The 22,079-nt window shown below is 55.3% G+C and carries 23 protein-coding genes and 1 pseudogene; 9 read left to right on the forward strand and 15 right to left on the reverse strand.

Going from position 1 to position 22,079, the window contains the following annotated elements; all coding sequences use genetic code 11:
- Position 1: 1 nt before the first annotated feature.
- A complete protein-coding gene (locus tag DS901_RS14170; protein ID WP_113777583.1) occupies positions 2-925 on the forward strand; it encodes a glycosyltransferase family 8 protein in 924 nt (307 codons plus the stop codon).
- On the opposite strand, the gene DS901_RS14175 is transcribed toward DS901_RS14170, so the two are convergent.
- The 4 genes from DS901_RS14175 to DS901_RS14190 all read right to left on the reverse strand — a co-directional run bounded on the left by DS901_RS14175 (position 922) and on the right by DS901_RS14190 (position 4,875).
- Complete coding sequence (locus tag DS901_RS14175) at positions 922-1,395, reverse strand: protein-tyrosine phosphatase family protein (RefSeq protein WP_113777584.1); 474 nt, start codon at positions 1,393-1,395, stop codon at positions 922-924. The genes DS901_RS14170 and DS901_RS14175 overlap by 4 nt on opposite strands.
- Positions 1,388-2,878: an ankyrin repeat domain-containing protein gene (locus tag DS901_RS14180; RefSeq protein ID WP_113777585.1), complete on the reverse strand. Its 1,491-nt coding sequence runs from the start codon at positions 2,876-2,878 to the stop codon at positions 1,388-1,390. Before DS901_RS14180 ends, DS901_RS14175 begins: the two co-directional genes overlap by 8 nt.
- 202 nt (positions 2,879-3,080) lie before the next feature.
- On the reverse strand, positions 3,081-3,395 hold the full coding sequence (locus DS901_RS14185) for a DUF1272 domain-containing protein (RefSeq protein WP_113777586.1): 315 nt from the start codon (positions 3,393-3,395) through the stop codon (positions 3,081-3,083).
- Positions 3,396-3,489: 94 nt separating this feature from the next.
- Positions 3,490-4,875, reverse strand: a complete 1,386-nt coding sequence (locus tag DS901_RS14190; protein ID WP_113778039.1) for a multicopper oxidase family protein — start codon at positions 4,873-4,875, stop codon at positions 3,490-3,492.
- A gap of 148 nt (positions 4,876-5,023) precedes the next feature.
- Between DS901_RS14190 and DS901_RS14195 the strand changes: the two genes are divergently transcribed.
- The 3 genes from DS901_RS14195 to recR all read left to right on the forward strand — a co-directional run bounded on the left by DS901_RS14195 (position 5,024) and on the right by recR (position 8,113).
- Positions 5,024-6,775 carry a DNA polymerase III subunit gamma/tau gene (locus DS901_RS14195; RefSeq protein ID WP_113777587.1) on the forward strand — a complete coding sequence of 584 codons (1,752 nt, stop codon included), beginning with the start codon at positions 5,024-5,026 and terminating at the stop codon, positions 6,773-6,775.
- Between the two features lie 381 nt (positions 6,776-7,156).
- Positions 7,157-7,501 carry a YbaB/EbfC family nucleoid-associated protein gene (locus tag DS901_RS14200; RefSeq protein ID WP_113777588.1) on the forward strand — a complete coding sequence of 115 codons (345 nt, stop codon included), beginning with the start codon at positions 7,157-7,159 and terminating at the stop codon, positions 7,499-7,501.
- An 18-nt stretch (positions 7,502-7,519) separates the two neighbouring features.
- Positions 7,520-8,113 (forward strand): recombination mediator RecR, encoded by a 594-nt coding sequence (gene recR / locus DS901_RS14205; protein ID WP_113777589.1) that lies wholly within the window; start codon positions 7,520-7,522, stop codon positions 8,111-8,113.
- A gap of 121 nt (positions 8,114-8,234) precedes the next feature.
- On the opposite strand, the pseudogene DS901_RS19170 reads toward recR, so the two are convergent.
- From DS901_RS19170 to DS901_RS14220, 3 genes and pseudogenes are all read right to left on the reverse strand, one after another.
- A pseudogene (locus DS901_RS19170) lies at positions 8,235-8,447 on the reverse strand (hypothetical protein); the annotation flags it as partial.
- Positions 8,448-8,465: 18 nt separating this feature from the next.
- Positions 8,466-8,786, reverse strand: coding sequence for a hypothetical protein (locus DS901_RS14215; protein WP_113777591.1), 321 nt, complete (start codon positions 8,784-8,786; stop codon positions 8,466-8,468).
- 141 nt (positions 8,787-8,927) lie between these two features.
- Positions 8,928-9,683 (reverse strand): DUF1013 domain-containing protein, encoded by a 756-nt coding sequence (locus tag DS901_RS14220; protein ID WP_113777592.1) that lies wholly within the window; start codon positions 9,681-9,683, stop codon positions 8,928-8,930.
- Between the two features lie 166 nt (positions 9,684-9,849).
- On the opposite strand from DS901_RS14220, the gene DS901_RS14225 reads away from it, so the two are divergent.
- A complete protein-coding gene (locus DS901_RS14225) occupies positions 9,850-10,449 on the forward strand; it encodes a ribonuclease T2 (RefSeq protein ID WP_258546741.1) in 600 nt (199 codons plus the stop codon).
- 49 nt (positions 10,450-10,498) lie between these two features.
- On the opposite strand, the gene DS901_RS14230 is transcribed toward DS901_RS14225, so the two are convergent.
- Both DS901_RS14230 and DS901_RS14235 read right to left on the reverse strand, forming a co-directional pair.
- Entirely contained in the window at positions 10,499-10,834 is a 336-nt protein-coding gene (locus DS901_RS14230; protein ID WP_113777593.1) for a hypothetical protein, read from the reverse strand.
- A 111-nt stretch (positions 10,835-10,945) separates the two neighbouring features.
- Positions 10,946-11,731 carry an alpha/beta hydrolase gene (locus DS901_RS14235; RefSeq protein ID WP_113777594.1) on the reverse strand — a complete coding sequence of 262 codons (786 nt, stop codon included), beginning with the start codon at positions 11,729-11,731 and terminating at the stop codon, positions 10,946-10,948.
- Positions 11,732-11,794: 63 nt separating this feature from the next.
- Here DS901_RS14235 and DS901_RS14240 point away from each other — a divergent pair, with 63 nt between their 5' ends.
- Positions 11,795-13,273 carry an NAD-dependent succinate-semialdehyde dehydrogenase gene (locus DS901_RS14240; protein WP_113777595.1) on the forward strand — a complete coding sequence of 493 codons (1,479 nt, stop codon included), beginning with the start codon at positions 11,795-11,797 and terminating at the stop codon, positions 13,271-13,273.
- Between the two features lie 196 nt (positions 13,274-13,469).
- Here the strand turns inward: DS901_RS14240 and DS901_RS14245 are convergent, their stop codons facing one another.
- Both DS901_RS14245 and DS901_RS14250 read right to left on the reverse strand, forming a co-directional pair.
- On the reverse strand, positions 13,470-13,883 hold the full coding sequence (locus DS901_RS14245; protein WP_113777596.1) for a peptidoglycan-binding domain-containing protein: 414 nt from the start codon (positions 13,881-13,883) through the stop codon (positions 13,470-13,472).
- Positions 13,884-14,618: a tetratricopeptide repeat protein gene (locus tag DS901_RS14250; RefSeq protein ID WP_181820880.1), complete on the reverse strand. Its 735-nt coding sequence runs from the start codon at positions 14,616-14,618 to the stop codon at positions 13,884-13,886.
- A gap of 571 nt (positions 14,619-15,189) precedes the next feature.
- Here DS901_RS14250 and DS901_RS14255 point away from each other — a divergent pair.
- Genes DS901_RS14255 through DS901_RS14270 form a run of 3 tightly spaced genes read left to right on the forward strand, consistent with a single transcriptional unit; the run spans position 15,190 to position 19,016 of the window.
- Positions 15,190-15,726 carry an RNA polymerase sigma factor gene (locus DS901_RS14255; protein ID WP_181820913.1) on the forward strand — a complete coding sequence of 179 codons (537 nt, stop codon included), beginning with the start codon at positions 15,190-15,192 and terminating at the stop codon, positions 15,724-15,726.
- Entirely contained in the window at positions 15,723-18,002 is a 2,280-nt protein-coding gene (locus DS901_RS19040) for a vWA domain-containing protein (protein ID WP_258546742.1), read from the forward strand. The genes DS901_RS14255 and DS901_RS19040 overlap by 4 nt, the downstream gene beginning before the upstream one ends.
- A gap of 60 nt (positions 18,003-18,062) precedes the next feature.
- Positions 18,063-19,016 (forward strand): formylglycine-generating enzyme family protein, encoded by a 954-nt coding sequence (locus DS901_RS14270; RefSeq protein ID WP_147249944.1) that lies wholly within the window; start codon positions 18,063-18,065, stop codon positions 19,014-19,016.
- Positions 19,017-19,020: 4 nt separating this feature from the next.
- Here the strand turns inward: DS901_RS14270 and DS901_RS14275 are convergent, their stop codons facing one another.
- The 4 genes from DS901_RS14275 to DS901_RS14290 all read right to left on the reverse strand — a co-directional run bounded on the left by DS901_RS14275 (position 19,021) and on the right by DS901_RS14290 (position 21,926).
- Positions 19,021-19,704: a helix-turn-helix transcriptional regulator gene (locus DS901_RS14275; RefSeq protein ID WP_113777600.1), complete on the reverse strand. Its 684-nt coding sequence runs from the start codon at positions 19,702-19,704 to the stop codon at positions 19,021-19,023.
- A complete protein-coding gene (locus tag DS901_RS14280) occupies positions 19,704-20,069 on the reverse strand; it encodes a VOC family protein (RefSeq protein ID WP_181820881.1) in 366 nt (121 codons plus the stop codon). The genes DS901_RS14275 and DS901_RS14280 overlap by 1 nt, the downstream gene beginning before the upstream one ends.
- A 61-nt stretch (positions 20,070-20,130) precedes the next feature.
- The gene (locus DS901_RS14285) at positions 20,131-20,562 is read right to left on the reverse strand and encodes a glyoxalase superfamily protein (protein WP_113777601.1); all 432 of its coding nucleotides are present in this window, start codon (positions 20,560-20,562) and stop codon (positions 20,131-20,133) included.
- A complete protein-coding gene (locus DS901_RS14290; protein WP_113778042.1) occupies positions 20,559-21,926 on the reverse strand; it encodes an MATE family efflux transporter in 1,368 nt (455 codons plus the stop codon). The genes DS901_RS14285 and DS901_RS14290 overlap by 4 nt, the downstream gene beginning before the upstream one ends.
- Between the last annotated feature and the right edge of the window lie 153 nt (positions 21,927-22,079).

The following is a 22,079-nucleotide window of genomic DNA, read 5'->3' on the forward strand; positions in this document are numbered from 1 at the left end:
GATGGGCAATCAAATAGTCGCGCTGTTGGCGTCTGCGGACGAAAACTATGCTTTGCCGATGGCGGTCGCACTGCATTCTGCGCTTTATCATCTTTCAAAAACGGTATGCGCCGAAGTGTTTATCGCCGATAGCGGAATTACACCCGCGACGAAGACGCGCTGCGCAAAAATCCTGCGCGCGGCGCATCCGAATATGGACCTCCATTGGTATCGGCCCGACCTGACAGAGTTTGCAGGAATTGATGGCGGGCACCTGACCGCGGCCACGTTCAGCCGCATTTTTGTCAGTGACATCGTCCCAGACAACATCGACCGCGTGCTTTATATCGATTGCGACGTGGTCGTGGGGGACGATATTTCGAGACTTTGGGACATCGACATGACAGATACGGCATTCATGTGCGCACTTGATGGGCCAAACAGCAATTTTGACAAGCTCATCCGCGACAAATTTCCTGAGGTTGCTGCCCCACCTGCGACCCTCTACTTCAATTCTGGCGTCATGCTGATCAACATGCCCGAATGGCGCAGGCGCGAAATTATGGTCAAAGCACGTGACTTTATTTCGCGGCACGGGCATGCGCTAACCCACATGGATCAATGTGCACTTAACGCCGTAGGTGTCGGGGCTTGGAAGCCGCTTGATGATTGGTGGAATACGCAGGTTGCCTTTAACCTTGGCTGCACATTGCCCGGCTACGGCATATTGCACTATACTACCCACAAACCATGGGTGCGCAGCGCGCAAACTGCGATGGCTGATCAATATTTTCAAGCCTACCGCCGCGCGCAAGTTGATACGCCTGTTATAGGTTGGATCAAGACGGCCGGGCTGGCCAGCGCGCAAGCTTTTTTGCGCTGGAAAGATCGTGCCGCACATCGTACCAAACGCCGGTTGAAACGTTGGATGGGGCGCAACGCTTAACCCTGATACGCCCAAGCAAGCTGGGCATCCGTTTCAACTGCGCAAGGGCGGATCTCCCGCAAGCGCGCCAAGGCTGCGTCAGGGTCTTCACCGGCGGCAATCATTATGCGTAGCACCAACATCCCCGACCGTCCGCAGCCGCCCTTGCAATGCACCAACACCCGCTGCCCCTGATCTAATGGCTTCAAAAGCTGCGCGGATTGATCGGCCCAGTTCATCTGTTCGGGAACACCAAAGTCGGGCACAGGAAGGTGCAACCACGGGATGCCATTCTGGGCAAGCCGCGCGCCGAAATCGCCCGCACCGCAAGCATCTAACTCTGCTTGTGCGGTCAAGCTACATACGACCGCGGGGCCCCAGTCCAATATGTTTTGCACATCGGCCAGATAATCCCCCTGCCCGCCTGGCGCGGGGCAAAGCGCAATGCGCCCAGCCCCCAACGCCAGTTCAAAGATCGCAAAACTAGACAATCCCGTGCTCCACTACTTGTCCGGGATGGGCTTGCGCCCAATCTGCAAGATACGCCGCAACCGCAGGATTTCCAGCATGCTTAATCGCTTTTCGTGGCAGGGCAACACCATGCGAGAGCGCCAGATCAAGACAGGCGATGTGGTCGCGTGTTCTACGGTCTGCGCAGTTTTCGGATCCGTGAATGATGGTCGTCAGCAATGTCCCGCCAAAGCCATTCACAAAGCTTAGGTCCGCTCCAAGTTTCAAGAAATACTGCATTGTTTCGGGTAAACCCTGCCAACCCGCCGATTGCACAGGGGTCACACCTTGGTCATCTGGCAGGTCCCAAGGAACACCGACCGCTACAAGCGCCTTCAGATGATCCATCCTAGCCGGTGCAAGCATGACCTCGTGCAAGAGATATGTAAACGCAGGCGCGATCTTGGCGGGGTCTATCCAGCGCCCTGCGACATCTTGTCCATCGGCACAGTCAGCCAAAATCTGTTCGACCTCTGACAACTTACCTCTCTCGGAAATCGCATTTGCAAGTGCCCTGTTCCCAAAAACGCGTGCTGCAGCATAGCTGCTTGCACCTTGATACATCGCATCTGGATTGGCACCTGCGCGCAACAAAAGCGCGACCATCTCAGCCGAGGATCCGCGCCGCGCCGCATGGTGCAGGGCTGGCAAGGTTTCATCAGGTTGTGCGCCCGCCGCGAGCAGCATTTGCACCGCCTCTAAATTGTCAAAATCCATCGCCCGCAGCAGCGCATTTGTGCCCGCAGGCTGCGCCCCATATTCTAGCAATAGGGCCAGCCCATCAAGATGCCCCAGTTCGGTCGCGTGATACAGGCTTTCGCCATCATCAGGGTTCGCACCCTGTGTCAGCAACCATCGCGCAAGCGGCATATTCCCCGCATGGCCCAGCGCGCCGTAGAGCGCAGACAGCAAATGCGGATCACCGGTCTGCGCACCGTAGCCATCGTTGACATCGGCACCTGCCTCTAACAGCAGATCAGCAATCGCCAACATATCCGCTTCTTTATGAGGCCAAACAGTCAGCATCTTGGAAAACGCAAGGTGCAAGATCGAACGGCGCGGCCCAAGCTTACGTGTCGCGATCTGCGGATCAACGGCAAGCATCGCGCTCACCCCGTCGAGATCATACAGCGCGACCATCAACCCAAAAGCGCCCGCCGCAAGATCAGGGATATCGCCAATGAGCTGTTCCACGACGCTGGTTTGCCCATGATACAACGCGATCTTCAGACGTTGCAGTTTGGCAGCGCGATCCATGCCTTGGGCTTCCACCGCCGCCTTAAGCTGTGGCCACGTCCCAAAGTCGTTTTCGCGTGCAATCACATGTAAAAAGTCAGCCCGTTTCAGCGCGCCCACACGTGGCCGCATAGAATCAATGCGTGCAATCGCGGCACGATCACCAGATTGATAGCGTTTTTGCAGGGTTTTCGCCTGTTGACGCAGCGCGTCTAATGTATCGGTCATTGGCTTCCTCACCAGTTCGGCCCGACAGTTCGCTGCTTCGGGCAAATGAGAAAGACCACATCTGTGGGTCGTTCAAGTCTAACGGGTGCTCTGCGCTTTCCGCGAACCGAGGATGCCGCCCGATATCGGCAAGATCAGGTTAGCGGGCGGAAGTGGGAGGTGCAAGGCGAGAGTCCAAACCCATCGCCAGCATCACGCAATACTATCGTTCTTGCGGTAAGGTATCACGTAGACGAAGGCTGAGCTCATCGACTTGTTCACGCGACCACTGCGATTGTTTTCTCTGGCTGCTAGCGGGTTGGTGCGACAAGCCAAGCTTCAGCTCGTTCCTGTAAGCCTGTTGGGGGCGAATGGGTCGGTTTACGAAACCGCCACCACAGGTCGCACAGACATAATGTAGAATGTTCTCAACGCATTCAGCACAATAGGTGCATTCGTAGCTACATATCCGCGCCTCGGTTGACTCAGGTGGCAAATCTTTGTCGCACCACTCGCAATTTGGTCTCAGTTCAAGCATGGTCACTCTCGTTTTCGATGTCCATCATGTTTAGTAAGAACATCATTTCGCACGAAGCAATTACACAGTTTTCACTACTCTTTGGCCAGCCCCCTCACCCAACAACCCGAATGAAACCCGCAAGCCCAGTCTTTTGGTGCTCAATCACGTGGCAATGAAACGCCCAGTCGCCGGGGTTGTCCATGACCATGGCGATCTCGATTGTCTCGTCGCGTAGCAGCAAGGCCGTGTCGGTCCAGTTGGATGGCAGGTGCCGTTTGTTGGATGAAATGGGCCGGAAGGTCATACCGTGTAGGTGAATGGGGTGGTCATTGGGGCTTTCATTACGTAACCGCAGCACCACGCTTTCGCCCTTTTGGAAGGTCGCCAAAGCTGGGGTGTTTTCAGCGGCGTCGCCTTGCCACGGTGTCCGGTTAATCGACCAGAACGAATAGCCAAGCGACCCGCACAGCCCGTCCACGGGTGGCCCGCCTTCGGGGGTCCAGCCAAAGACGAACTCTTCGATACGCGGCGCTGTAAGGTCTGGGTCTGCCACCGGGTTGGGCAGCAGTAGCGGCGCATCTGCAAGCGCCCGCCCAAGGGGCGCGCCCACGCTACGCAATTGTGCCAAAGCACGCGGCGCACCGGGTGCGTCGGTCAGCACGGTCACTTCGGCGCCTTCAACGGCGGGCATTCTTAGTAAGACTTCTGCCCGCTGACCAGGTGATAAGATCAGCGGGGTATCTGTAGTGGGAAACGGCACCGCCTCGCGCAGTGGATGTCCATCCATGGCGATCACGGCCCCTTCGGCGCCCGTCACAATCATCTTGTAAATCCGGGTTGTATCAGTGGCAGCGAGGCGCAGGCGTACCAACCCGCCCGTTGGCACATCATGCAGATCAAGTTGGTTCCAATTGGCCGTCATCACTGTGCCAAAGGTGCCCGAACGGGCCGCTCCGCGCGCGGTCCACAGATCGATAAATTCACCTGCACCGTTTAGGCGAAAGTCGCGCAGGTTCAAAACCACCTCTGCATCAAAATCAAGCGTATCAGCCTCGTCCACGATCAGCACACCTGTCATCCCACGCGCCATTTGATCCATCGTCATGCAATGCGGATGATACCAATAGGTGCCCGCGTCCGTGGGGGTAAAGGCGTAGCGAAAAGTTTCACCTTGGGCGATCGGGAATTGCGTCAGATAAGGGACACCGTCCATCGCATTTGGCACCCGCAACCCGTGCCAATGCATCGCCGTATAATCCGAGGTGGCATTGGTGACATCAATCGTAAATGGTTGCCCTTGCGCCATACGGATTACCGGCGGCGGCGCATCTGCAAAACCCGACACCATTCCGCGCGTCGGTTGATCCAACACCGTGTAGCTGGCGGGTTGGATGGTCAGGCTTTGTACTTGTGCAGTGGCTTGGCGCGGCCACAACCCCGCAGCCCCGATTGCCCCGGCACCCATTGCCCCCATAAATCCACGTCGTGAAATGGTCATCTGTGACACACCTTGTTCTAACCTTCCCCACATATGCACCCCGTATGGCCAAAGCAAAAGGTGCAATGCCGTCGCAGTCAAACTGGTGGACCTTCGCGCCCTGCCCGCATAGGCTGGTGTCGACAGAATCCACACCCCAAAGGCCACCATGACCGACACGCCTGCTTATCAAGTGCTCGCACGCAAATACCGGCCCGAGACCTTTGTCGATTTGGTCGGCCAAGACGCGATGGTGCGTACCCTCAAAAACGCCTTCGCGGCGGACCGGATCGCCCAAGCCTTTATCATGACGGGTATTCGCGGCACCGGAAAAACCACAACCGCGCGGATCATTGCCAAGGGTATGAACTGTATCGGCGCAGACGGAAACGGCGGGCCAACGACCGAACCTTGTGGCAAATGCGAACATTGCACCGCCATCATGGAAGGCCGCCATGTTGACGTGATGGAGATGGATGCCGCGTCACGTACCGGTGTTGGCGATATCCGCGAAATCATCGATTCAGTACATTACCGCGCGGCCTCTGCCCGCTATAAGATCTACATCATCGATGAGGTCCACATGCTATCCAAGAACGCGTTCAACGCGCTCTTGAAAACGCTTGAAGAACCGCCCGCGCACGTCAAATTCATCTTTGCAACGACAGAAATCCGGCAAGTCCCGGTCACTGTGCTGTCGCGCTGTCAGCGATTTGACCTGCGCCGGATCGAACCCGAAGTACAAATCGCGCTGTTGCGCAAAATCGCGATGGGCGAAGGCGCAGAGATCAGTGATGACGCCCTTGCGCTGATCACCCGCGCCGCCGAAGGGTCAGCGCGCGACGCAACGTCCCTGCTAGATCAGGCGATTAGCCATGGCGCAGGCGAAACCACAGCCGACCAAGTCCGCGCGATGCTTGGGCTGGCGGATCGTGGACGTGTGCTTGACCTATTTGACATGATCCTGCGCGGCCAAGCTGCCAAGGCGCTGACCGAATTGTCTGGCCAATACGCCGATGGGGCCGATCCGATGGCCGTGCTGCGTGACTTGGCCGAGATCTGCCACTGGGTCAGCGTCATTAAAATCACCCCCGAAGCTGCCGAAGACCCCACCATCAGCCCCGATGAACGCACCCGCGGTCAGGCAATGGCTGCGGATCTGCCCATGCGTGTCATGTCGCGGATGTGGCAGATGCTACTTAAGGCATTGGAAGAGGTCGCGATGGCCCCCAACGCGATGATGGCCGCCGAAATGGCTGTGATCCGACTGACCCATGTTGCCGACCTGCCCACACCGGACGAATTGGTGCGCAAACTGCAAAACGCAACACCGCCCCCCGGCGGCGGTCCATCAGGCGGACGCCCCGCCCCTACGGGTGGCACGACCTCAGCAATGTCGCAAACCCCAACCCCGACACATAGCGGTCCCAGCGGCCCATCCGCATCAGGCGCGCAGACGGCTGTCGCGCTAACGCCCGACGCATTGCAACACTACGCACGGTTCGAAGATGTCATTGAACTGATCCGCACCCACCGCGATGTGAAGCTTTTGGTCGAAGTCGAAACCGGTCTGCGTCTGGTCGGCTACCAACCGGGCCGGATCACCGTGAACCCAACCCAGAATGCGGCCAAAGATTTGCTTGGGCGGCTGGGGTCGCGGCTGCAATCATGGACAGGGACCCGTTGGGTCGTGTCAGCCTCACCAGAAGAAGGTGCACCCACAATCGCCGAAGTGCGCGACGCCGATGAAAATGCCCTCCGCGCTACAGTCCAAGCACACCCGCTGGTGCAAGCCGTGATCGAAGCCTTCCCCAAGGCCAAAATCAGTAAAATCCAAACCGAGGCGGATAAGACGCAAGACGCGCTCGAAGATGCATTGCCCGAGGTAGATGACGAATGGGATCCCTTCGACGAAGAGTAATCGCACTCACTTGCAGCTTGCCAACGGCCACATTTGCAGAAGTATGCGATAAACAGCGCCCCCTTTGGTCTCCCGCCAGCGGCGACGCAACTGCGGTAGATGAGTTGCTTGCATTGTTAACAAGCCCGATCGGGGTCGTATTCAGCGCTATTGCATTGATTGCCTTACTTTCAGGCCACCGTGCAATACTGGCTCTATCGTCGGTTCTATGGGGTATTTTATTACTCGCTCAAGTTAGTCCATTCTATGTAGATGATGTCCATCGTGCAGCTATTATCGAGGGCTGCATCGGTCCTACCTACTTGTCGATCGGGGGCTGTGCTGCAATATGTATCCTAATGACATGGGCGTGCCTAAGGCGCGCAAGAAGAGGTGCATGAAATGCTCAAAGGATTAGGTGGTCTTGGCGATATGGCCAAGATGATGAAACAAGCCCAAGAAATGCAGGGCAAAGTGGCGCAGATGCAAGAGGACCTTGAAAACGTCATGGTCGAAGGTGTCAGCGGCGCGGGGCTGGTCAAAGCGACAGCAACTGCCAAGGGCGAACTCAAGGGATTGGATATTGATCCATCCATTTTTAACGGCGACGAAAAAGAAGTTGTCGAAGACCTGATTTTGGCCGCGATCAAAGATGCGCAAGCCAAAGCCGCAGATCGCAGCCAGCGCGAGATGGCGAAAATGGCCGAAGACATGGGGCTACCGGCGGGAATGAACCTCCCGTTCTAGCGGGGGGGAGCGACCGCAATGACCAACGGCACCGATGATCTCGATAATCTGATCGCGCTTATGGCAAAGCTGCCGGGGCTTGGACCCCGGTCAGCCCGCCGTGCGGTGCTGCATTTGATCAAGAAACGTAGCCTTGTGCTGATCCCACTGGCCGAGGCCATGCACCGCGTTGGATCAACGGTGCGCGAATGTCTGAACTGCGGCAATATCTGCACCGCAGATATCTGCGATATTTGCCAATCCGAGAAACGCAATATCGGCCAGATTGCTGTGGTCGAAGATGTCGCAGATCTTTGGGCGATGGAACGGTCACAGGTGTTCAAAGGCCGCTATCATGTGCTGGGCGGGACGCTTTCGGCGCTGGATGCGGTCGGGCCAGATGAGCTGCGCATTCCGAAACTCTTGGACCGGGTCAAATCCGAAAATATCACCGAAGTGATCCTTGCGCTTGGGGCGACTATCGACGGCCAAACAACGGCGCATTACATCGCCGACCAACTGCCCGGCATCACTGTCACATCATTGGCGCAGGGCGTGCCTGTCGGGGGCGAATTAGATTACCTGGACGATGGCACAATTACGGCTGCGCTGAACGCGCGCAAAGCGCTTTAGCCGCGCGGCAACTTTCCTATCAGATCAAACGCAACGCCTACAATTGTAAGAATTTATTGGTCTATAATCTGGAACAAAACACGTGTCCGCTGCCCGCGATACAGGTAAAGCGCCATACCCACTATGCCTTACAAAAACTGATCGGTGACATTATCGCTGATGCCGCGTCATTAGGCGCCGCGTATTCATTTTCAACCATCCCCTGAACAAACGCATTTCGACGTGCGCGTAACTCGTCTGCTCTTGCGTCCCACACTGTCGAAGGTGATCTGATATGAATAAGCAGAATAGCCGCATCAGCGAGGGTAAGTTCCTCTGCACGTTTTCCAAAGCATAAATTCGCGGCTAATTCTCAACCTTGAATCTGCGACGTGATGTATGCGCGCTCAAGCGCAAAAGCCGTCATTTGCACTTCACCTGCGAACAATCGCCCACGAATATAAGTTAGGAGTGTCTCAGGTTGGGGCATCCCCGGTCCGCGTGAAACAACATGGTCACTTACAGCGATAGAAACGGCGTAAGAGCTTAACCGTTCAAATTTTGCGGCCGCTAAGAGCGCATTGGGTATCTTGGATGGCTCTGCTTCAGAAAACACATTTCTCGGGACGCCAGTAGGTACAACGGCAACACCAACCACGATCACTAGCAAGGTCATCACAAAGAAAAAGCGCATTCACAGAGTGCTCCGATGAGTTCAGGGCCTCGTGCCAATTACTAAGCGGACACGTCATGTTACCCAGCATCCAACAACAATACAAAAAGGCGTGCAACCTTTACTGGCCACACGCCTTTAAAGTTCACAATCTTCTAGCGATCAATCGTCCGTGTCGTCGCTATCTGGCAGGTTAAAGAAACTGTCCGCATCTGACACATCGCGTGGATCAGCACCGCTGTCTTCTTCATCGTCGCGCGGATCGGAGAGGCTGAAGGTTTCCAAGCCGGACAGGGCCGCCGGCATTTTCGGCTCTGGCTCCATGCCCAAAGACTGCTCCGTGCTCACCAGCTTGCGACGTTCATCGTCGGACATCGCGCCGCCTTCAGAAGCTTTCTTAGCGTTTGCCTTTTGCACAGCAGCGTCCAGCTCAGACTGCTTACACAGGCCCAAAGCAACCGGGTCAATCGGTTCGATGTTGTTGATATTCCAGTGTGTCCGCTCACGGATCGCTTGGATTGTCGGCTTGGTCGTGCCAACCAATTTGCTGACCTGCGCGTCTGACAATTCGGGGTGGAATTTCACCAACCAATAGATGGAAGCTGGGCGATCCTGGCGTTTTGACAGTGGCGTATAGCGCGGACCACGGCGCTTTTCTTCGCCTGCAGATGCCGGGTTATACAAAAGCTTGAGCTTGTGCAGCGGGCTGGCTTCGGCCTTGTCGATTTCTTCTTGGGTCAGCTGCTTGTTCGCGATCGGATCAAACCCTTTCACGCCCACGGCCACGTCGCCATCGGCGATCCCTTGGACTTCTAATTCGTGCAGGTCGCAAAAATCAGCGATTTGCTTGAATGTCATGGTCGTATTGTCGCAAAGCCAAACAGCCGTTGCTTTGGCCATAATCGGTGTATTGGACATCTTTCATCTCCTGCGTATTTTCAGACAAGCGTATCCTGCGCCCTTAAACTAGGCAGACTGTCGTTACAGCCGGGTTCGCATTGTCGGGGAACTTGAACCCTATATAGTGGGGCAAACAGATTTAGGAAAGATCAAAATGCGCAGGTTTTTCGCCCTTTTACTCGCTATGTCCAGCCCCGCTCAAGCCGAGGACGTCGCGGGCGAATTTGATTACTACGTTATGGCCCTGTCCTGGTCTGCCAATTGGTGCGCCCTCGAAGGTGACGCGCGTGGGGCAGAGCAATGCGATGATGCGGCAGATTTTGATTGGATATTGCACGGGCTTTGGCCACAATATGAAACTGGCTACCCATCTTATTGTCGCACTGGCCACAGCGCGCCATCGCGACGGGAAACCGCTGAAATGACCGACATCATGGGCAGTTCGGGGCTTGCCTGGCATCAATGGCGCAAACACGGGGTCTGCACGGGATTAAGCGCGCAAGACTATTATGCTTTATCGCGGGTCGCTTTTGCCAGTGTCACGCGGCCGCCCGTCTTTCGTACGATAAATCGCGACATCACGGTTCCCGCGCATGTAATTGAAGAGGCCTTTCTTGCCGATAACCACGATATGGCGTCAGATCAGATCACGATCACTTGCAAGGATGGGTACATCCAAGAGGCGCGCATTTGCCTGACCCGTAATTTAGAATTGCGGACCTGCGGTGCTGATGTCATCCGCGATTGTTCAATGACCGACGCGTATTTCACCCCGATGCGCTAAAACAAAAAAGGCGCCCGATTGGGCGCCGATTTTAGGGTATCATTCGCGCTTAGGTCGTTGGAAGCACGGGTTCTTGTTCGGTCATCATTGTAGTGCCATCTTTCAAGACAATCTCGCCGCGGTCATCTTGGCAACGTGGCGTGCCATCACGGTTCAGACGTGGCGACATGTACCCTTCGATACCGTCATCAATATACCAATGCTGGCACCCATCGGGATCCACCCAAATGTTCGCAACACCATCAGCCAAATAGCGGCCACCGGCGCCCCCGCCGTCATAACCACCATCGGTAATACCGCTCCCATCACGAGAAACCTCGCAGCCCGCTAATACGGTTGCAGCTGCGATGATAGACAGCATCCGGACAGTCATATTGTTCTTCATCTTTTTTTCCTCACGACGGCACTACCTGCCGCGCATTTATACAACAAGTACAATTTAGATTCCATGAATGCCTTAGCACGTCACAAAAACGCTATCTAGTCTTTGCTCCGATCACGCTATCTCCCCGCAGCAAACCGCCTGCGTCAGCCGACTGCTTGGCCTGGTAAGCCCCGCAATCACATCAAAGTGGTGTTTGGCTGGGTCAATATAGATTTCACAGCCCCAAAGGTGCGCAAGGCGCTGCGATTGCGCAATAAATACGGGGCGTTCGTCGGCACCCACCCAAACCGCAACCGGGCAATCCGGCGCTGGCATATGCACCGGGCTTTGCGCGCGCGCCTCTTGCGCATCAAGCCGCAGATCCGCGTTCATTGAAGTGTTAAGCAATGGTGTCAAATCTGCAACGGGTGAGATCGGGACAATACCCGCAAGGCGTGTTTTCCAAGCAGCATTCGGTCCGATTGCGCCCAAACGCGCGACCAACTGACCACCCGCCGAATGCCCCGTCAGCCGAATCGGGCCAGGTACCCGCTGGGAAATTACATCAACCGCAGTGGCGACTTGATCGCCAATCTGGGTGATGGTGGCTTGTGGGCAAAGATCATAGGATACAATCGCGACCGCCCACCCCTGCGCAAGCGGCCCTGCCGCAAGGTGCGACCAATAGGATTTGCCGAACATCCGCCAATAGCCCCCATGCACAAAAACGACAACGCCGCGTGCAAGCCGCGCAGGGTGAAACAGATCGAACCGGGCGCGCGGCCCTTCGCCATATGCGATATCCAACTCGCACAGCGCGTTTTTGCGAAACTGCGCGGCTTCTTGTGCCCATTTATCGGGATAGCGCGCGCCATCCGGGATATAGGCCGCGTTCGCAAATGCATCATCTAATTCCATCAGGCCCCCTTTACGCGCCCGCCGCAGACAGGTCAGATAGCGCGAAACATGACGGAGCCTACCATGCTTGAAAAATCAACCAATCTAAAATCTATGCTTACACGCCCTGATCTGCTTTGCGAGGCAGCGTTTGTCGCGGGCGATTGGGTTTTGGCCCAAGGGCGCGCAAGTTTCGACGTCATCAACCCGGCGCGTGGCGATGTGATCGCAAGTGTGCCGGACCTGACCCGCGCAGAGGTCAATGACGCCATCGCAGCCGCTGAAAAGGCTCAGAAATCTTGGGCGGCCCGCGCCGCCAAAGAACGCGCGCAAATTCTGCGTAAATGGTTTGATCTATTAATGGCGCACCAAGATGATCTTGCCATCATTATGACGGCCGAACAGGGCAAACCGCTGGCAGAGGCCCGCGGCGAAGTTGCCTATGGCGCGTCCTTTATCGAATGGTTCGGCGAAGAGGCCAAGCGCGTTTACGGCGAAACCATTCCCGGCCATATGCCCGACAAACGGATCACCGTGATCAAACAACCCATCGGCGTCGCCGCCGGGATCACACCGTGGAATTTCCCAAATGCGATGATCGCGCGCAAGGTCGCCCCCGCGCTGGCCGCCGGATGCGCCTTTGTCGTACGTCCCGCATCACAAACCCCGCTTTCGGCCTTGGCAATGGCCAAATTGGCCGAAGAAGCAGGCGTGCCTAAGGGGCTGTTTTCCGTCGTCACCTCTGACGATGCTGATGGGATTGGTAAAGAATTCTGCGAAAACCCCATCGTGCGCAAATTGACCTTTACAGGGTCAACCCAAGTTGGCCGCATCCTGCTGCGCCAAGCCGCCGATCAGGTGATGAAATGCAGCATGGAATTGGGCGGCAATGCGCCGTTTATCGTGTTCGATGATGCTGATTTGGACGCAGCCGTTGAGGGCGCCATCGCCTGTAAGTTCCGCAACAACGGGCAGACCTGCGTCTGCGCCAACCGGATATATATTCAAAAATGTGTATATGATGCCTTTGCCCAAAAGTTCACTGCCGCTGTGAATGCGTTGCGCGTCGGCGATGGACTGGCAGACGGCACAACGCTTGGCCCGCTAATCGAACCAAAAGCGATTGATAAAGTTCAAGATCACCTTGATGATGCGCTGGCCAAGGGGGCGACCGTTTTGACAGGCGGGAAACCTCATGATCTGGGTGGTTTGTTTTTTGAGCCAACCATCATCAGCAATGCCACCAAAGACATGACCGTCAGCACCGACGAAACCTTTGGCCCCTTCGCGCCCCTGTTCATGTTCGAAGACGAAGACGACGTAATCGTTCAAGCCAACGACACGATTTTTGGGTTGGCCTCGTATTTCTACGCCAAGGACCTGTCACGTGTGACCAAAGTCGCTGAAGCGCTCGAATACGGGATTGTGGGCGTAAACACCGGGATCATTTCCACCGAGGTCGCGCCGTTTGGCGGGGTCAAACAATCTGGCTTGGGACGCGAAGGATCATCGCATGGGATCGAAGACTACCTTGAGATGAAATACATTTGTACGCAAGTGTAGATAAATCAACGACTTGAATGCCTCCATCACGACTTGCATGGGGGCATTCCATTCTCTCAAAACCTACATCGCTGCGTGGGCGTTCTAACAATGCAGACGTTGGTGCACCATTCAACGCATGGCAGCTCAGAGCCCTCTCGACCGATCTTCTGCAGCGCAGCAATGTCAGCTATCGGGAACTTGAAGTAGCAACATGTCAAAGCGCGGTAGACTTCTGCCATTCTTCAAAACAGCTTTCAGCGTTTTTTATACAAGCTGATAACGCGGTTGATGTACTATCATCGTATATGCCGGTGAAATCACCACGATACAGGCCCATTTCGTCTAACAGTCTCTGGATCTGACGAACACTATCCGGCCCACCGGCTTCGAAGTAGCGTTCGAACGCAGTCTTCGCTAGATCAGCTCTTTGGAAAAATGGTTGAGCGAACGTAAATCCTTTGAACAGATGAAGCTGTGCATCTACGGATGCAATCGGGTGGTTTTGACCCCACGAATTTTCCGCATGTTGCAGAACATGCAAGAAAGCAGGCTGCCGTCCCGCCCAAATGTTGAAATGTTCGCCGGCAAGGGCATCCTGTCCGGTCCGTAAATATGATGTGAATAACAATTACAACACTTCATCGTTGTGAGGAAAGCGTGCATATGCACTCTCGGCGTCGGCAGCCATCTGTTCATAATTTTCAACCATCAACCACAGTCCGATGCGTGCAATCTGATGGTTTACACTCTCGGGATTCAATTCTATGGCCCTATCCAAAGCTTCAGCGGCAGCATCAATTTCGCCAACCTTTTCAAGGTAGCTAGCTAGCTTTACGTGCACATACGAATTGTTTGGGTTAATCTGAATGTACCGCTCAATATCTGCGATTGCGGGTTCAAACTGTTCTGCGTTGGCGAGCATATTGGCCCGCCCTTGCAGAGCCCACAGGTTCTCGGGATCGAGCTCCAGAATGTCCGTGGTAGCTTGAATTGCTTCATCCGAACGGCCTAACCAAGCTAAGCTTCGGCTCCGACCTGTCAGACTTGGAATATATTCAGGGTCAATAACCAGCGCTGCCTCGTAACCATCAAGAGCCTCTTGATATCGTTTCATTTCGAACAAGGTAAAAGCATGCCAATGCAATGCCCAACGAGATTCCGGGGACAACCGCAAAGAGGTTTCAAAATCTGGCAGGGCAGCCGAATGATCACCCAGTTTCGAATGGACTATTGCGCGTTGTGTGTAACTTTCCGCATTGCTGTCATCCAAGGCGATTGCGCGATCTAGATCAGGCAATGCATCCGCATCTTGATCCAACCGTACATATTTTTGGGCACGGTGCAGATGAAACTGCGCCAGCATCGGCACGTTTGTTCCGTCAGATGCCGCGATCAACTTGGTACAAGCGGACACATCCTCTGCATCGTTTTTGCCATGAAAACATGCCTGAACCATTCTGTTGTCGCTGATCAAAAATACATAGCCCAGTATTCCCATTGCACAGGTTATAATGAACAGATTTAGCTTTCTAAGCGTCATAAAGGTCCTTTAGTGAATCATTGTAAGTGAAAAGATTCTGAGTTTGGACGTTAGAAGATAATCTGCAGCATCAGTCAATGTTAGCGGTACCTGACGCCTGACACAGCTTATGCAAAGCAGACATCTATGCAATATGCAGAGAACGGCGGCAAAGTCCCGCAGAGCGGTCATCAATGCGTTAAACGGTGAACGTCGGCTTTCGTTGTGGAGGGCAGCACTTCTGTTAGTTCCCCAATCATGACAAAAGCAATACGCACCAAAAGCCCGCGGGTTTTATCTAACGATACAGGGGCAATGCGCCCTACCCGGTCCAATATTTTTTACAAACTTCGTAAAAAATGAAAACCCCGCCAAGGATTGACGTTTCGTCTGCGTCCAACCAATTGTGATGCGTATGATAACCAGCGACGAAGATCTCGCGGCTGCGGCTGCCAATGGTGACGGGCAGGCTTTTGCGAGCCTGCTGGATCGTCATTACGATCGGCTGTTTGCCTTTTGTTTTCGCTTGACCGGCGCACGGGCAGAGGCCGAAGACCTGACGCAAGATATCTGCGCCGCCCTGCCTGCGAAACTGGCCAGTTACCAACGCCGCGCCAAGGTCACCACATGGCTTTACCGCGTGGCCGTGAATGCCGCCCATGATCGCCGCCGCAAACGCGCGACATATATGAAGGCCACCGCCGGCTGGGGCGATTGGGAGATCGCCCGGACTGAGACAAACAAAGACACGGCAGAACAAATTGACTGGCTTACCGCCGCGATGAACCAATTAACCGATGATCTACGCGACACGCTGGCACTTGTGCTTGATGATATGACCCACGCCCAAACCGCCGAAATCTTGGGTGTGTCCGAGGGCACGATTAGCTGGCGCATATCCGAAGCCAAGAAAGCACTGCGCGCAATCAAACAAAAGGAGGACGCGCTATGACAGACGACCTCGATGATCTCAAATCTATGATGAATACCGCCACCCCGCGCCCTGATGCCGCGCGCCGGGGTGAAAACCTTGCGCTTGCACAGAAAAATTTCGACGACCTCCAAGGATCGCGCCAGCGGCCGCGTCCCACCCCTGTAACCGGGCCAAAGCGCCTTTGGACAGGAGTAAGAGACATGCTGAACGCAATGACATCAAAAGCGGCACTGACGACAACCACAGCCATCGTGGCCTGCGGATTTCTTGTACTGACGCCAACGGGGCAAGACCTGCTGACATCTGGCCCCAGCCCAGCACCCGACGAATATGATTTCTACCCAACGCCGATACCAGCGCCAGTGCCAGTGCCAGTGCCAGTGCCAGAGAATAGCGCCGCGCAAAGCGACGACAACATACGCTTCAATGAACCTGAAAAAGCCGATACGCCAAACGCAGGTACTGCCGAAGGCGATCTGACTGGCAGCATTGCCAAGACAATGTCGGAAGAACCAGAACCTACCGCTGACTTAGATATGGGGTCATCCGTTGATGTGGCGGCAGTACAAGAAGGCCTTTCAGATCATTGGGAAGCGTTGGATTCCGAGCAGTTAGGCAGCCTGGACGTTGCGGATTTGGCGGCTACCGGCGCCTCAGAAGGAACCATGCTTTATGGCGAAAGCTCATTTGAGGCCGAAACTGTGTGGAACTCAGGGGATGCGAGCGCTGACCGTATAGCAACTCCCCCAAGGGCTCCATCCGTGAGCGAAGCGGTGACGTCAGCTATGAATTCCGAAGCCCCTGTCATGGCCGACGAAGTGACGCGTCGGGCACCACAGTTCGAAGGCATCGCTGCGGGGACCCTGTCGTCCATCGCGGTAGAAAGCCCCAGCATCGTGCGACCCTTCACAGAAACCTACGCCAACGCGGCCACGAACCCGCTCAAAATCACTTCTGACGATCCGGTTTCGACCTTTTCTATCGATGTCGACACGGCTTCCTACTCGGTTATCCGCTCGTCCCTGTCTCGCGGGCAGCTACCGCCCGCCAACGCGGTGCGGATCGAAGAAATGGTAAATTATTTTCCCTATGCCTACCCGGCTCCCGAAGATGACAGGCCGTTCCGCACAACCGTGTCCAACTTTGAAACGCCATGGAACCCGGACACGCAACTGGTGCATATTGCGCTGCAAGGACAGATGCCTGCGCTTGACGACCGCCCGCCGCTGAACCTTGTGTTTTTGATCGACACATCGGGGTCAATGAACCAGCCCGAAAAACTGCCGCTGCTCAAACAATCTTTCCGGATCATGCTTGACCAGTTGCGCCCCGAAGATCAGGTCGCGATTGTCGAATATGCGGGCAGCGCCGGTCAGGTGCTCGCGCCCACGGCGGCCTCTGACCGCGCGACGATCTTGCAAGCGCTGCAGTCGCTAGGCGCAGGTGGATCGACCAATGGTCAAGGCGGGCTGGAACAGGCTTACGCCGTAGCTGACACGATGGCCGAAGATGGCGAGGTGAGCCGCGTGATCCTTGCCACGGATGGGGATTTTAACGTCGGGATCAACAATCCCGATGCACTCAAAGACTTTATCGCGGGCAAACGCGACACAGGCACATATCTATCGGTGCTTGGATTTGGGCGCGGAAACTTGGATGACGCGACGATGCAGGCGCTCGCCCAAAATGGCAATGGAACTGCGGCCTTTATCGATACATTGTCCGAAGCACAAAAAGTGCTGGTTGATCAACTGTCAGGCGCGCTCTTCCCGATTGCGGGCGACGTCAAAGTCCAAGTCGAGTTCAACCCGGCCCAAGTCGCCGAACACCGATTAATCGGCTACGAAACCCGCGCGCTCAACCGTGAAGATTTCAACAATGATAAGGTCGATGCCGGGGAGCTTGGCGCGGGCCACACGGTTACGGCGATCTATGAAATCACGCCCGTGGGCAGCCCTGCGCAACTGTCTGATCCGCTCCGCTATGCGCCCAATACGGTCGCGGCGACATCGGATGAACTCGGCTTTGTCAAACTGCGCTATAAAGCACCGGGCGAAGACTCCAGCCAGCTGATCGAAACCGCGATCACGGGGACAAGCATCCCCGGTACAGAGGCCAATTTCGCCGCCGCAATCGCGGGCTTCGGGCAACTCCTGCGCGACGATACCTACCTTGGTGATTGGGGCTATTCTGATGCCATCGCACTGGCCAATGCCAACCGTGGAGAAGATAACTTCGGCTACCGGACCGAGGCCGTGCAACTCATGCGGCTCGCGCAAAGCCTGTCGCGATAACGCTGGTTTTGTCCTGCCCTGCGGGTGTGTAGGGTGGGACAAAATTTGATTGGTATTTTGATGAAAACACTATTTTCCGCGCTTTGTCTTCTCACCGCGTCACCAGCCTTTACCGCACCTCTCGACATGTTCCGTGACTGTGATGAATGTCCCGAGATGATTGAACTGCCATTGGGTGAATTCATGATGGGTGCGCCTGAAGGTGAAGCGCAGCTGGAATACCATTGGTACAATGGTGCCTTGCGCCCCACGACTATTGAAAACCCTTTTATTGCACATGAAGAAGGGCCGCTGCATCTCGTGAAAGTTGATATTCCTGTCGCTATGGCGCGCACTGAGATTACATATGATCAATGGATGATTTGCGTGAATGATAGCGGATGTAACGGGTATACGCCCAACTCTTCAGTTTTGCTGCTAACCGCGACAGAAAGCATTGAAGACGTCGTCCGAGTTGAGGCCGTAGGGTCGCATCCAGTGCGCAACATTTCGTATATAGATGCATTAGCATATGTTGATTGGCTTAACGATAAAACGGATACAACATCTTATCGTTTACCGACAGAGGCTGAATGGGAGTATGCCGCACGCGCGGGCACCCAAACACCTTTCTATCAAGGGGTGTATGTTACCCAAGACCAAGTAAATTACAGTGATCAGGATGCCGCACGCGTACGTGCTGATGGTGATCCCGATTATATTATAAGCTCGTTTCCGGTTCCCGTTGAAAATTTAGATGCAGCTAATGGATGGGGATTGCGACATATGTCCGGGAATGTGGGAGAAATCACACTGTCGTGTTGGTCTGAACGGCAACAGCTGTTCACACTCACTAGCCAATACCTAGAACATGCGCAAACAAATGGGACATGTGATCGCGTTCGGCGCGGGGGCAATTATGTCTTCAGTAAGAACTTCTCGCGTACTGGTGCGCGCTACCCGATTGACGACGATGCGCGTGTATCATTTGTGGGGTTTCGTGTCCTGCGTGAAATGCGCACCCCCAACCCATAACCCCTCACCGCTCATACGCCTTGCAATCCATGAAATCCTTGAGCGTTTGGCCTTTGGCCGGGCGGAACGTCCCTGCGTCCTCAACCGCGACCATCCGGTCGAGCCGGAACATCCGGAAATCATTCCGCAGTTCACACCAGCAGACGGCGGTCCAGACTTTGCCCCAGAACCAGACCCCAAGCGGGCGCACGGTGCGGGTGCTGGCTGCGCCTTTTTCATCTTCGTAGCTGATTGTCAGGCGGGTGTGGGTTTCTGACGCCTCTTCGAATTGATCAATATGATCGCGCCAACTGCCGCCGTGCCATGGCATCGTGACCGCATGGACATTGACTTGGCCGATCTTGCGCCGGGCCGTGTCGGGCAGAACGGTGTCGATCTTGACCAAGGCTTCTTGGGCTGCGGCTGACATCTTTGTGCCGCCCCATGTCTGCAAAATCCGCGCGCCCGCGACCAAGGCCACGATTTCATCTTCAGAAAACATCAGCGGCGGCAAATCATAGCCGTCACGCATCAGGTATCCGATGCCCGCCTCACCATCAATCGGCACGCCAGACCCAATCAAATGCGCGATATCGCGGTAGATCGTGCGCTTTGTCACCTCAAGCCGTTCAGCCAACTGTGCCGCCGTGGTGAGCCGACCACCCCGCAGATACTGCAATATCTGGAAAAGACGGTCGGCCCTACGCATTATGACGCGCGCTCAAACAGGCCGATTGAATTACCGTCCAGATCTTTGGCATAAACAAAGCGGCCGGGCGGGATCGTAATGGCCGGGCTGACGACTTTGCCACCTGCCGCCTGACAGCGTTCAATCGCAGCCTCAAGCGTATCGGGCACGCAAAGGTGGATCGTGTTACCACCATCCGCCGCAGGTTTACCCGGGTACAAATGCCCACCAACCGCGTTCATTTCGGACCCAAGAACCGCCATCGGGTTTGGCCCAGAGTTATCAATGCTCATCTGATAACCGAAAACCTCACTGTAGAATGCCACTGATTTATCCATATCGGTCACAGGAATTTCAGCCCATACCACAATTGCTTTGTTACCCATCGTTCATCTCCTTGTTTTGCGATGTTGATGGCCACGTTTAATCATACCCCTCCTGACAGCGTTATGTCAGCATGTTTTCAGTATCCAAAATAAGATGTGGCTGCCCGTCAGATGTCCGTTCTTTTGAATAGCCGTCAGGCCCAATTGTTCCTGTGATCCGGCTGCGCATATTTTTGAAACTAGTGAAACAAACTGTGTCAACGGGGTGATCAAGCTGAATTTCAACGCGGGTCCAACCCGGTTGCTGCGGACTTAGGTGTATGATCTCGCCCGCGCACGCATGGCCCAGATAGCGCCCAGCGACCCTTGCACCAACCGTCAGATACGCTGGCGTAAAATCACAGATCACCGCGTGAAAACTGTTCCAATCCCGGAACCCGTGATCTTTGGCGATTTGTTCAAGCGCTTGTGCGTGGCTCATACCTGAAGCCCCGGCGCGCAATACCTTGGCCATTGTTTTTGCTTTGTGTAGCGTTGGGAACTGTCCGCTCATTGTGTGACCTCCTGAGAGCGCTTTTGGCTACGCCGCAATGCGACGACCGCAATTGTCAGTAGCAAAAGCATGACTTCGGCGAGCGGCCCCGCGTACCAAATGCCGGGTTCTCCGAAGACCATCGGCAAGACGAACGTAAGCGGGATCGCAAAGAGATAGGGTTTAGATAGCCCCAATATAGCGGCACGTGTGGCGTCCCCGATGGTTTGGAAATAGCTCGCCACCATCATCAACGGTCCCATCAGGAAGAACACAATCGCCATAATTGGGATGATCCGCGCGACCTCTGCAATGACATCTGGATCATCGACAAAAGCCGCTCCGATTTGCACGGCAAAGCTGGTCACGATGATCTGCACAATCACGCAATAGACAAGTGATGTGGCCAAAGCGATCTGCAGCGACCTTGCTGATCGCACCCATAGCCCAGCCCCATAATTGTTGCCTGTGATCGATTGCATCGCAAACGACAGCCCCAACATCGGCAGATAGGTAAACGTCACGATCCGCGTGATGATCCCATAGGCCGTGACCGTATCAGCATAATGCGGGGTTTGTGCCAGTTGTAGCGCGGCCATGATCGCCGCAGACCCAAGCGCCAGCCCTGTGAAATTCAGGCTTTGCGGTGCCCCAAGTGCCAGCATCCGTGTCCACCCGTGTAACCAAGAAGACTGGCGCAGTACTACAAACGGCAATGGCGTTTTCCCGCGCAGCCGAAACGTCGCAATGATCGCAAAGGCGAGCAATTGCGCCATCCCCGTACCATAGGCAGACCCGGCAACCCCCATATTCAGCTTTGCAATCAGCACATAGTTGAACGCAATATTGGCGAGCGACACAAGCAGGCTCATCGCGGCCATGAAACCAACCCGGCCTTCGTTGCGCAAAGCATCCGAATTGACCGACAGGACAAACATCAACGGCGTGAAAAACACCGTGATCCGCAGATAGGTCAGCCCCATTTGCGCAAGCGCAGGGTCAGATGCAGCAGACAGGCTGGCAATGGTTGCCCCGAACAACCCCGACAGCACGATCAAAATCCCCGCGACCAACAGTGCGAGCCCATGCGCGCCTGCGAACACCGCGCGGGCCTGTGCTATACGATCTCCGCCCAGATGGCGCGCAAGAATGCTCGACATGCCGCTGGACACTAGGGTCGCGCAGGCGGCAATCAGCATGTAGATTGGAAACATCAAGGTGACCGCGGCCAAGGCCTGCGGCCCTACGTAATGCCCCAAAAACAGCGCATCCGCGACCGTCAGCGCACCATTCATCCCCATCACAAAAATAATTGGCAGCGCAGTTTTGATATAGAGCTGGCCCAAAGGGTCAGACAGGTATTTATTTCTTGGGATGTCAGACATGCCCATACTCCGGAATCCAAAAATCGCGTCGTTTAGGATGGGCACCCGCGTTACCATCCGCGCGAAATGCGGAAGAGAAGTATGTATCGTTATGCTAAACTTCACCAAGACAGATGTCAGCGGGTGGCGGGCGTCAGCGGCCTGCACGTCATT

This window comes from Loktanella sp. D2R18 (assembly GCF_003318235.1).
Classification (GTDB): Bacteria; Pseudomonadota; Alphaproteobacteria; order Rhodobacterales; family Rhodobacteraceae; genus Yoonia.

Coding starts and splice junctions, on each gene's coding strand:
- DS901_RS14270 (WP_147249944.1), top strand. CDS start 18,063: ATGAAAACACTATTTTCCGCGCTTTGTCTTCTCACCGCGTCACCAGCC.
- DS901_RS14285 (WP_113777601.1), bottom strand. CDS start 20,562: ATGAGCGGACAGTTCCCAACGCTACACAAAGCAAAAACAATGGCCAAG.
- DS901_RS14185 (WP_113777586.1), bottom strand. CDS start 3,395: ATGCTTGAACTGAGACCAAATTGCGAGTGGTGCGACAAAGATTTGCCA.
- DS901_RS19040 (WP_258546742.1), top strand. CDS start 15,723: ATGACAGACGACCTCGATGATCTCAAATCTATGATGAATACCGCCACC.
- DS901_RS14250 (WP_181820880.1), bottom strand. CDS start 14,618: ATGCTGGCGCAGTTTCATCTGCACCGTGCCCAAAAATATGTACGGTTG.
- DS901_RS14215 (WP_113777591.1), bottom strand. CDS start 8,786: ATGCGCTTTTTCTTTGTGATGACCTTGCTAGTGATCGTGGTTGGTGTT.
- DS901_RS14180 (WP_113777585.1), bottom strand. CDS start 2,878: ATGACCGATACATTAGACGCGCTGCGTCAACAGGCGAAAACCCTGCAA.
- DS901_RS14240 (WP_113777595.1), top strand. CDS start 11,795: ATGCTTGAAAAATCAACCAATCTAAAATCTATGCTTACACGCCCTGAT.
- DS901_RS14225 (WP_258546741.1), top strand. CDS start 9,850: ATGTCCAGCCCCGCTCAAGCCGAGGACGTCGCGGGCGAATTTGATTAC.
- DS901_RS14255 (WP_181820913.1), top strand. CDS start 15,190: ATGATAACCAGCGACGAAGATCTCGCGGCTGCGGCTGCCAATGGTGAC.
- DS901_RS14280 (WP_181820881.1), bottom strand. CDS start 20,069: ATGGGTAACAAAGCAATTGTGGTATGGGCTGAAATTCCTGTGACCGAT.
- recR (WP_113777589.1), top strand. CDS start 7,520: ATGACCAACGGCACCGATGATCTCGATAATCTGATCGCGCTTATGGCA.
- DS901_RS14200 (WP_113777588.1), top strand. CDS start 7,157: ATGCTCAAAGGATTAGGTGGTCTTGGCGATATGGCCAAGATGATGAAA.
- DS901_RS14290 (WP_113778042.1), bottom strand. CDS start 21,926: ATGTCTGACATCCCAAGAAATAAATACCTGTCTGACCCTTTGGGCCAG.
- DS901_RS14230 (WP_113777593.1), bottom strand. CDS start 10,834: ATGAAGAACAATATGACTGTCCGGATGCTGTCTATCATCGCAGCTGCA.
- DS901_RS14190 (WP_113778039.1), bottom strand. CDS start 4,875: ATGACCATTTCACGACGTGGATTTATGGGGGCAATGGGTGCCGGGGCA.
- DS901_RS14195 (WP_113777587.1), top strand. CDS start 5,024: ATGACCGACACGCCTGCTTATCAAGTGCTCGCACGCAAATACCGGCCC.
- DS901_RS14170 (WP_113777583.1), top strand. CDS start 2: ATGGGCAATCAAATAGTCGCGCTGTTGGCGTCTGCGGACGAAAACTAT.
- DS901_RS14220 (WP_113777592.1), bottom strand. CDS start 9,683: ATGTCCAATACACCGATTATGGCCAAAGCAACGGCTGTTTGGCTTTGC.
- DS901_RS14275 (WP_113777600.1), bottom strand. CDS start 19,704: ATGCGTAGGGCCGACCGTCTTTTCCAGATATTGCAGTATCTGCGGGGT.
- DS901_RS14235 (WP_113777594.1), bottom strand. CDS start 11,731: ATGGAATTAGATGATGCATTTGCGAACGCGGCCTATATCCCGGATGGC.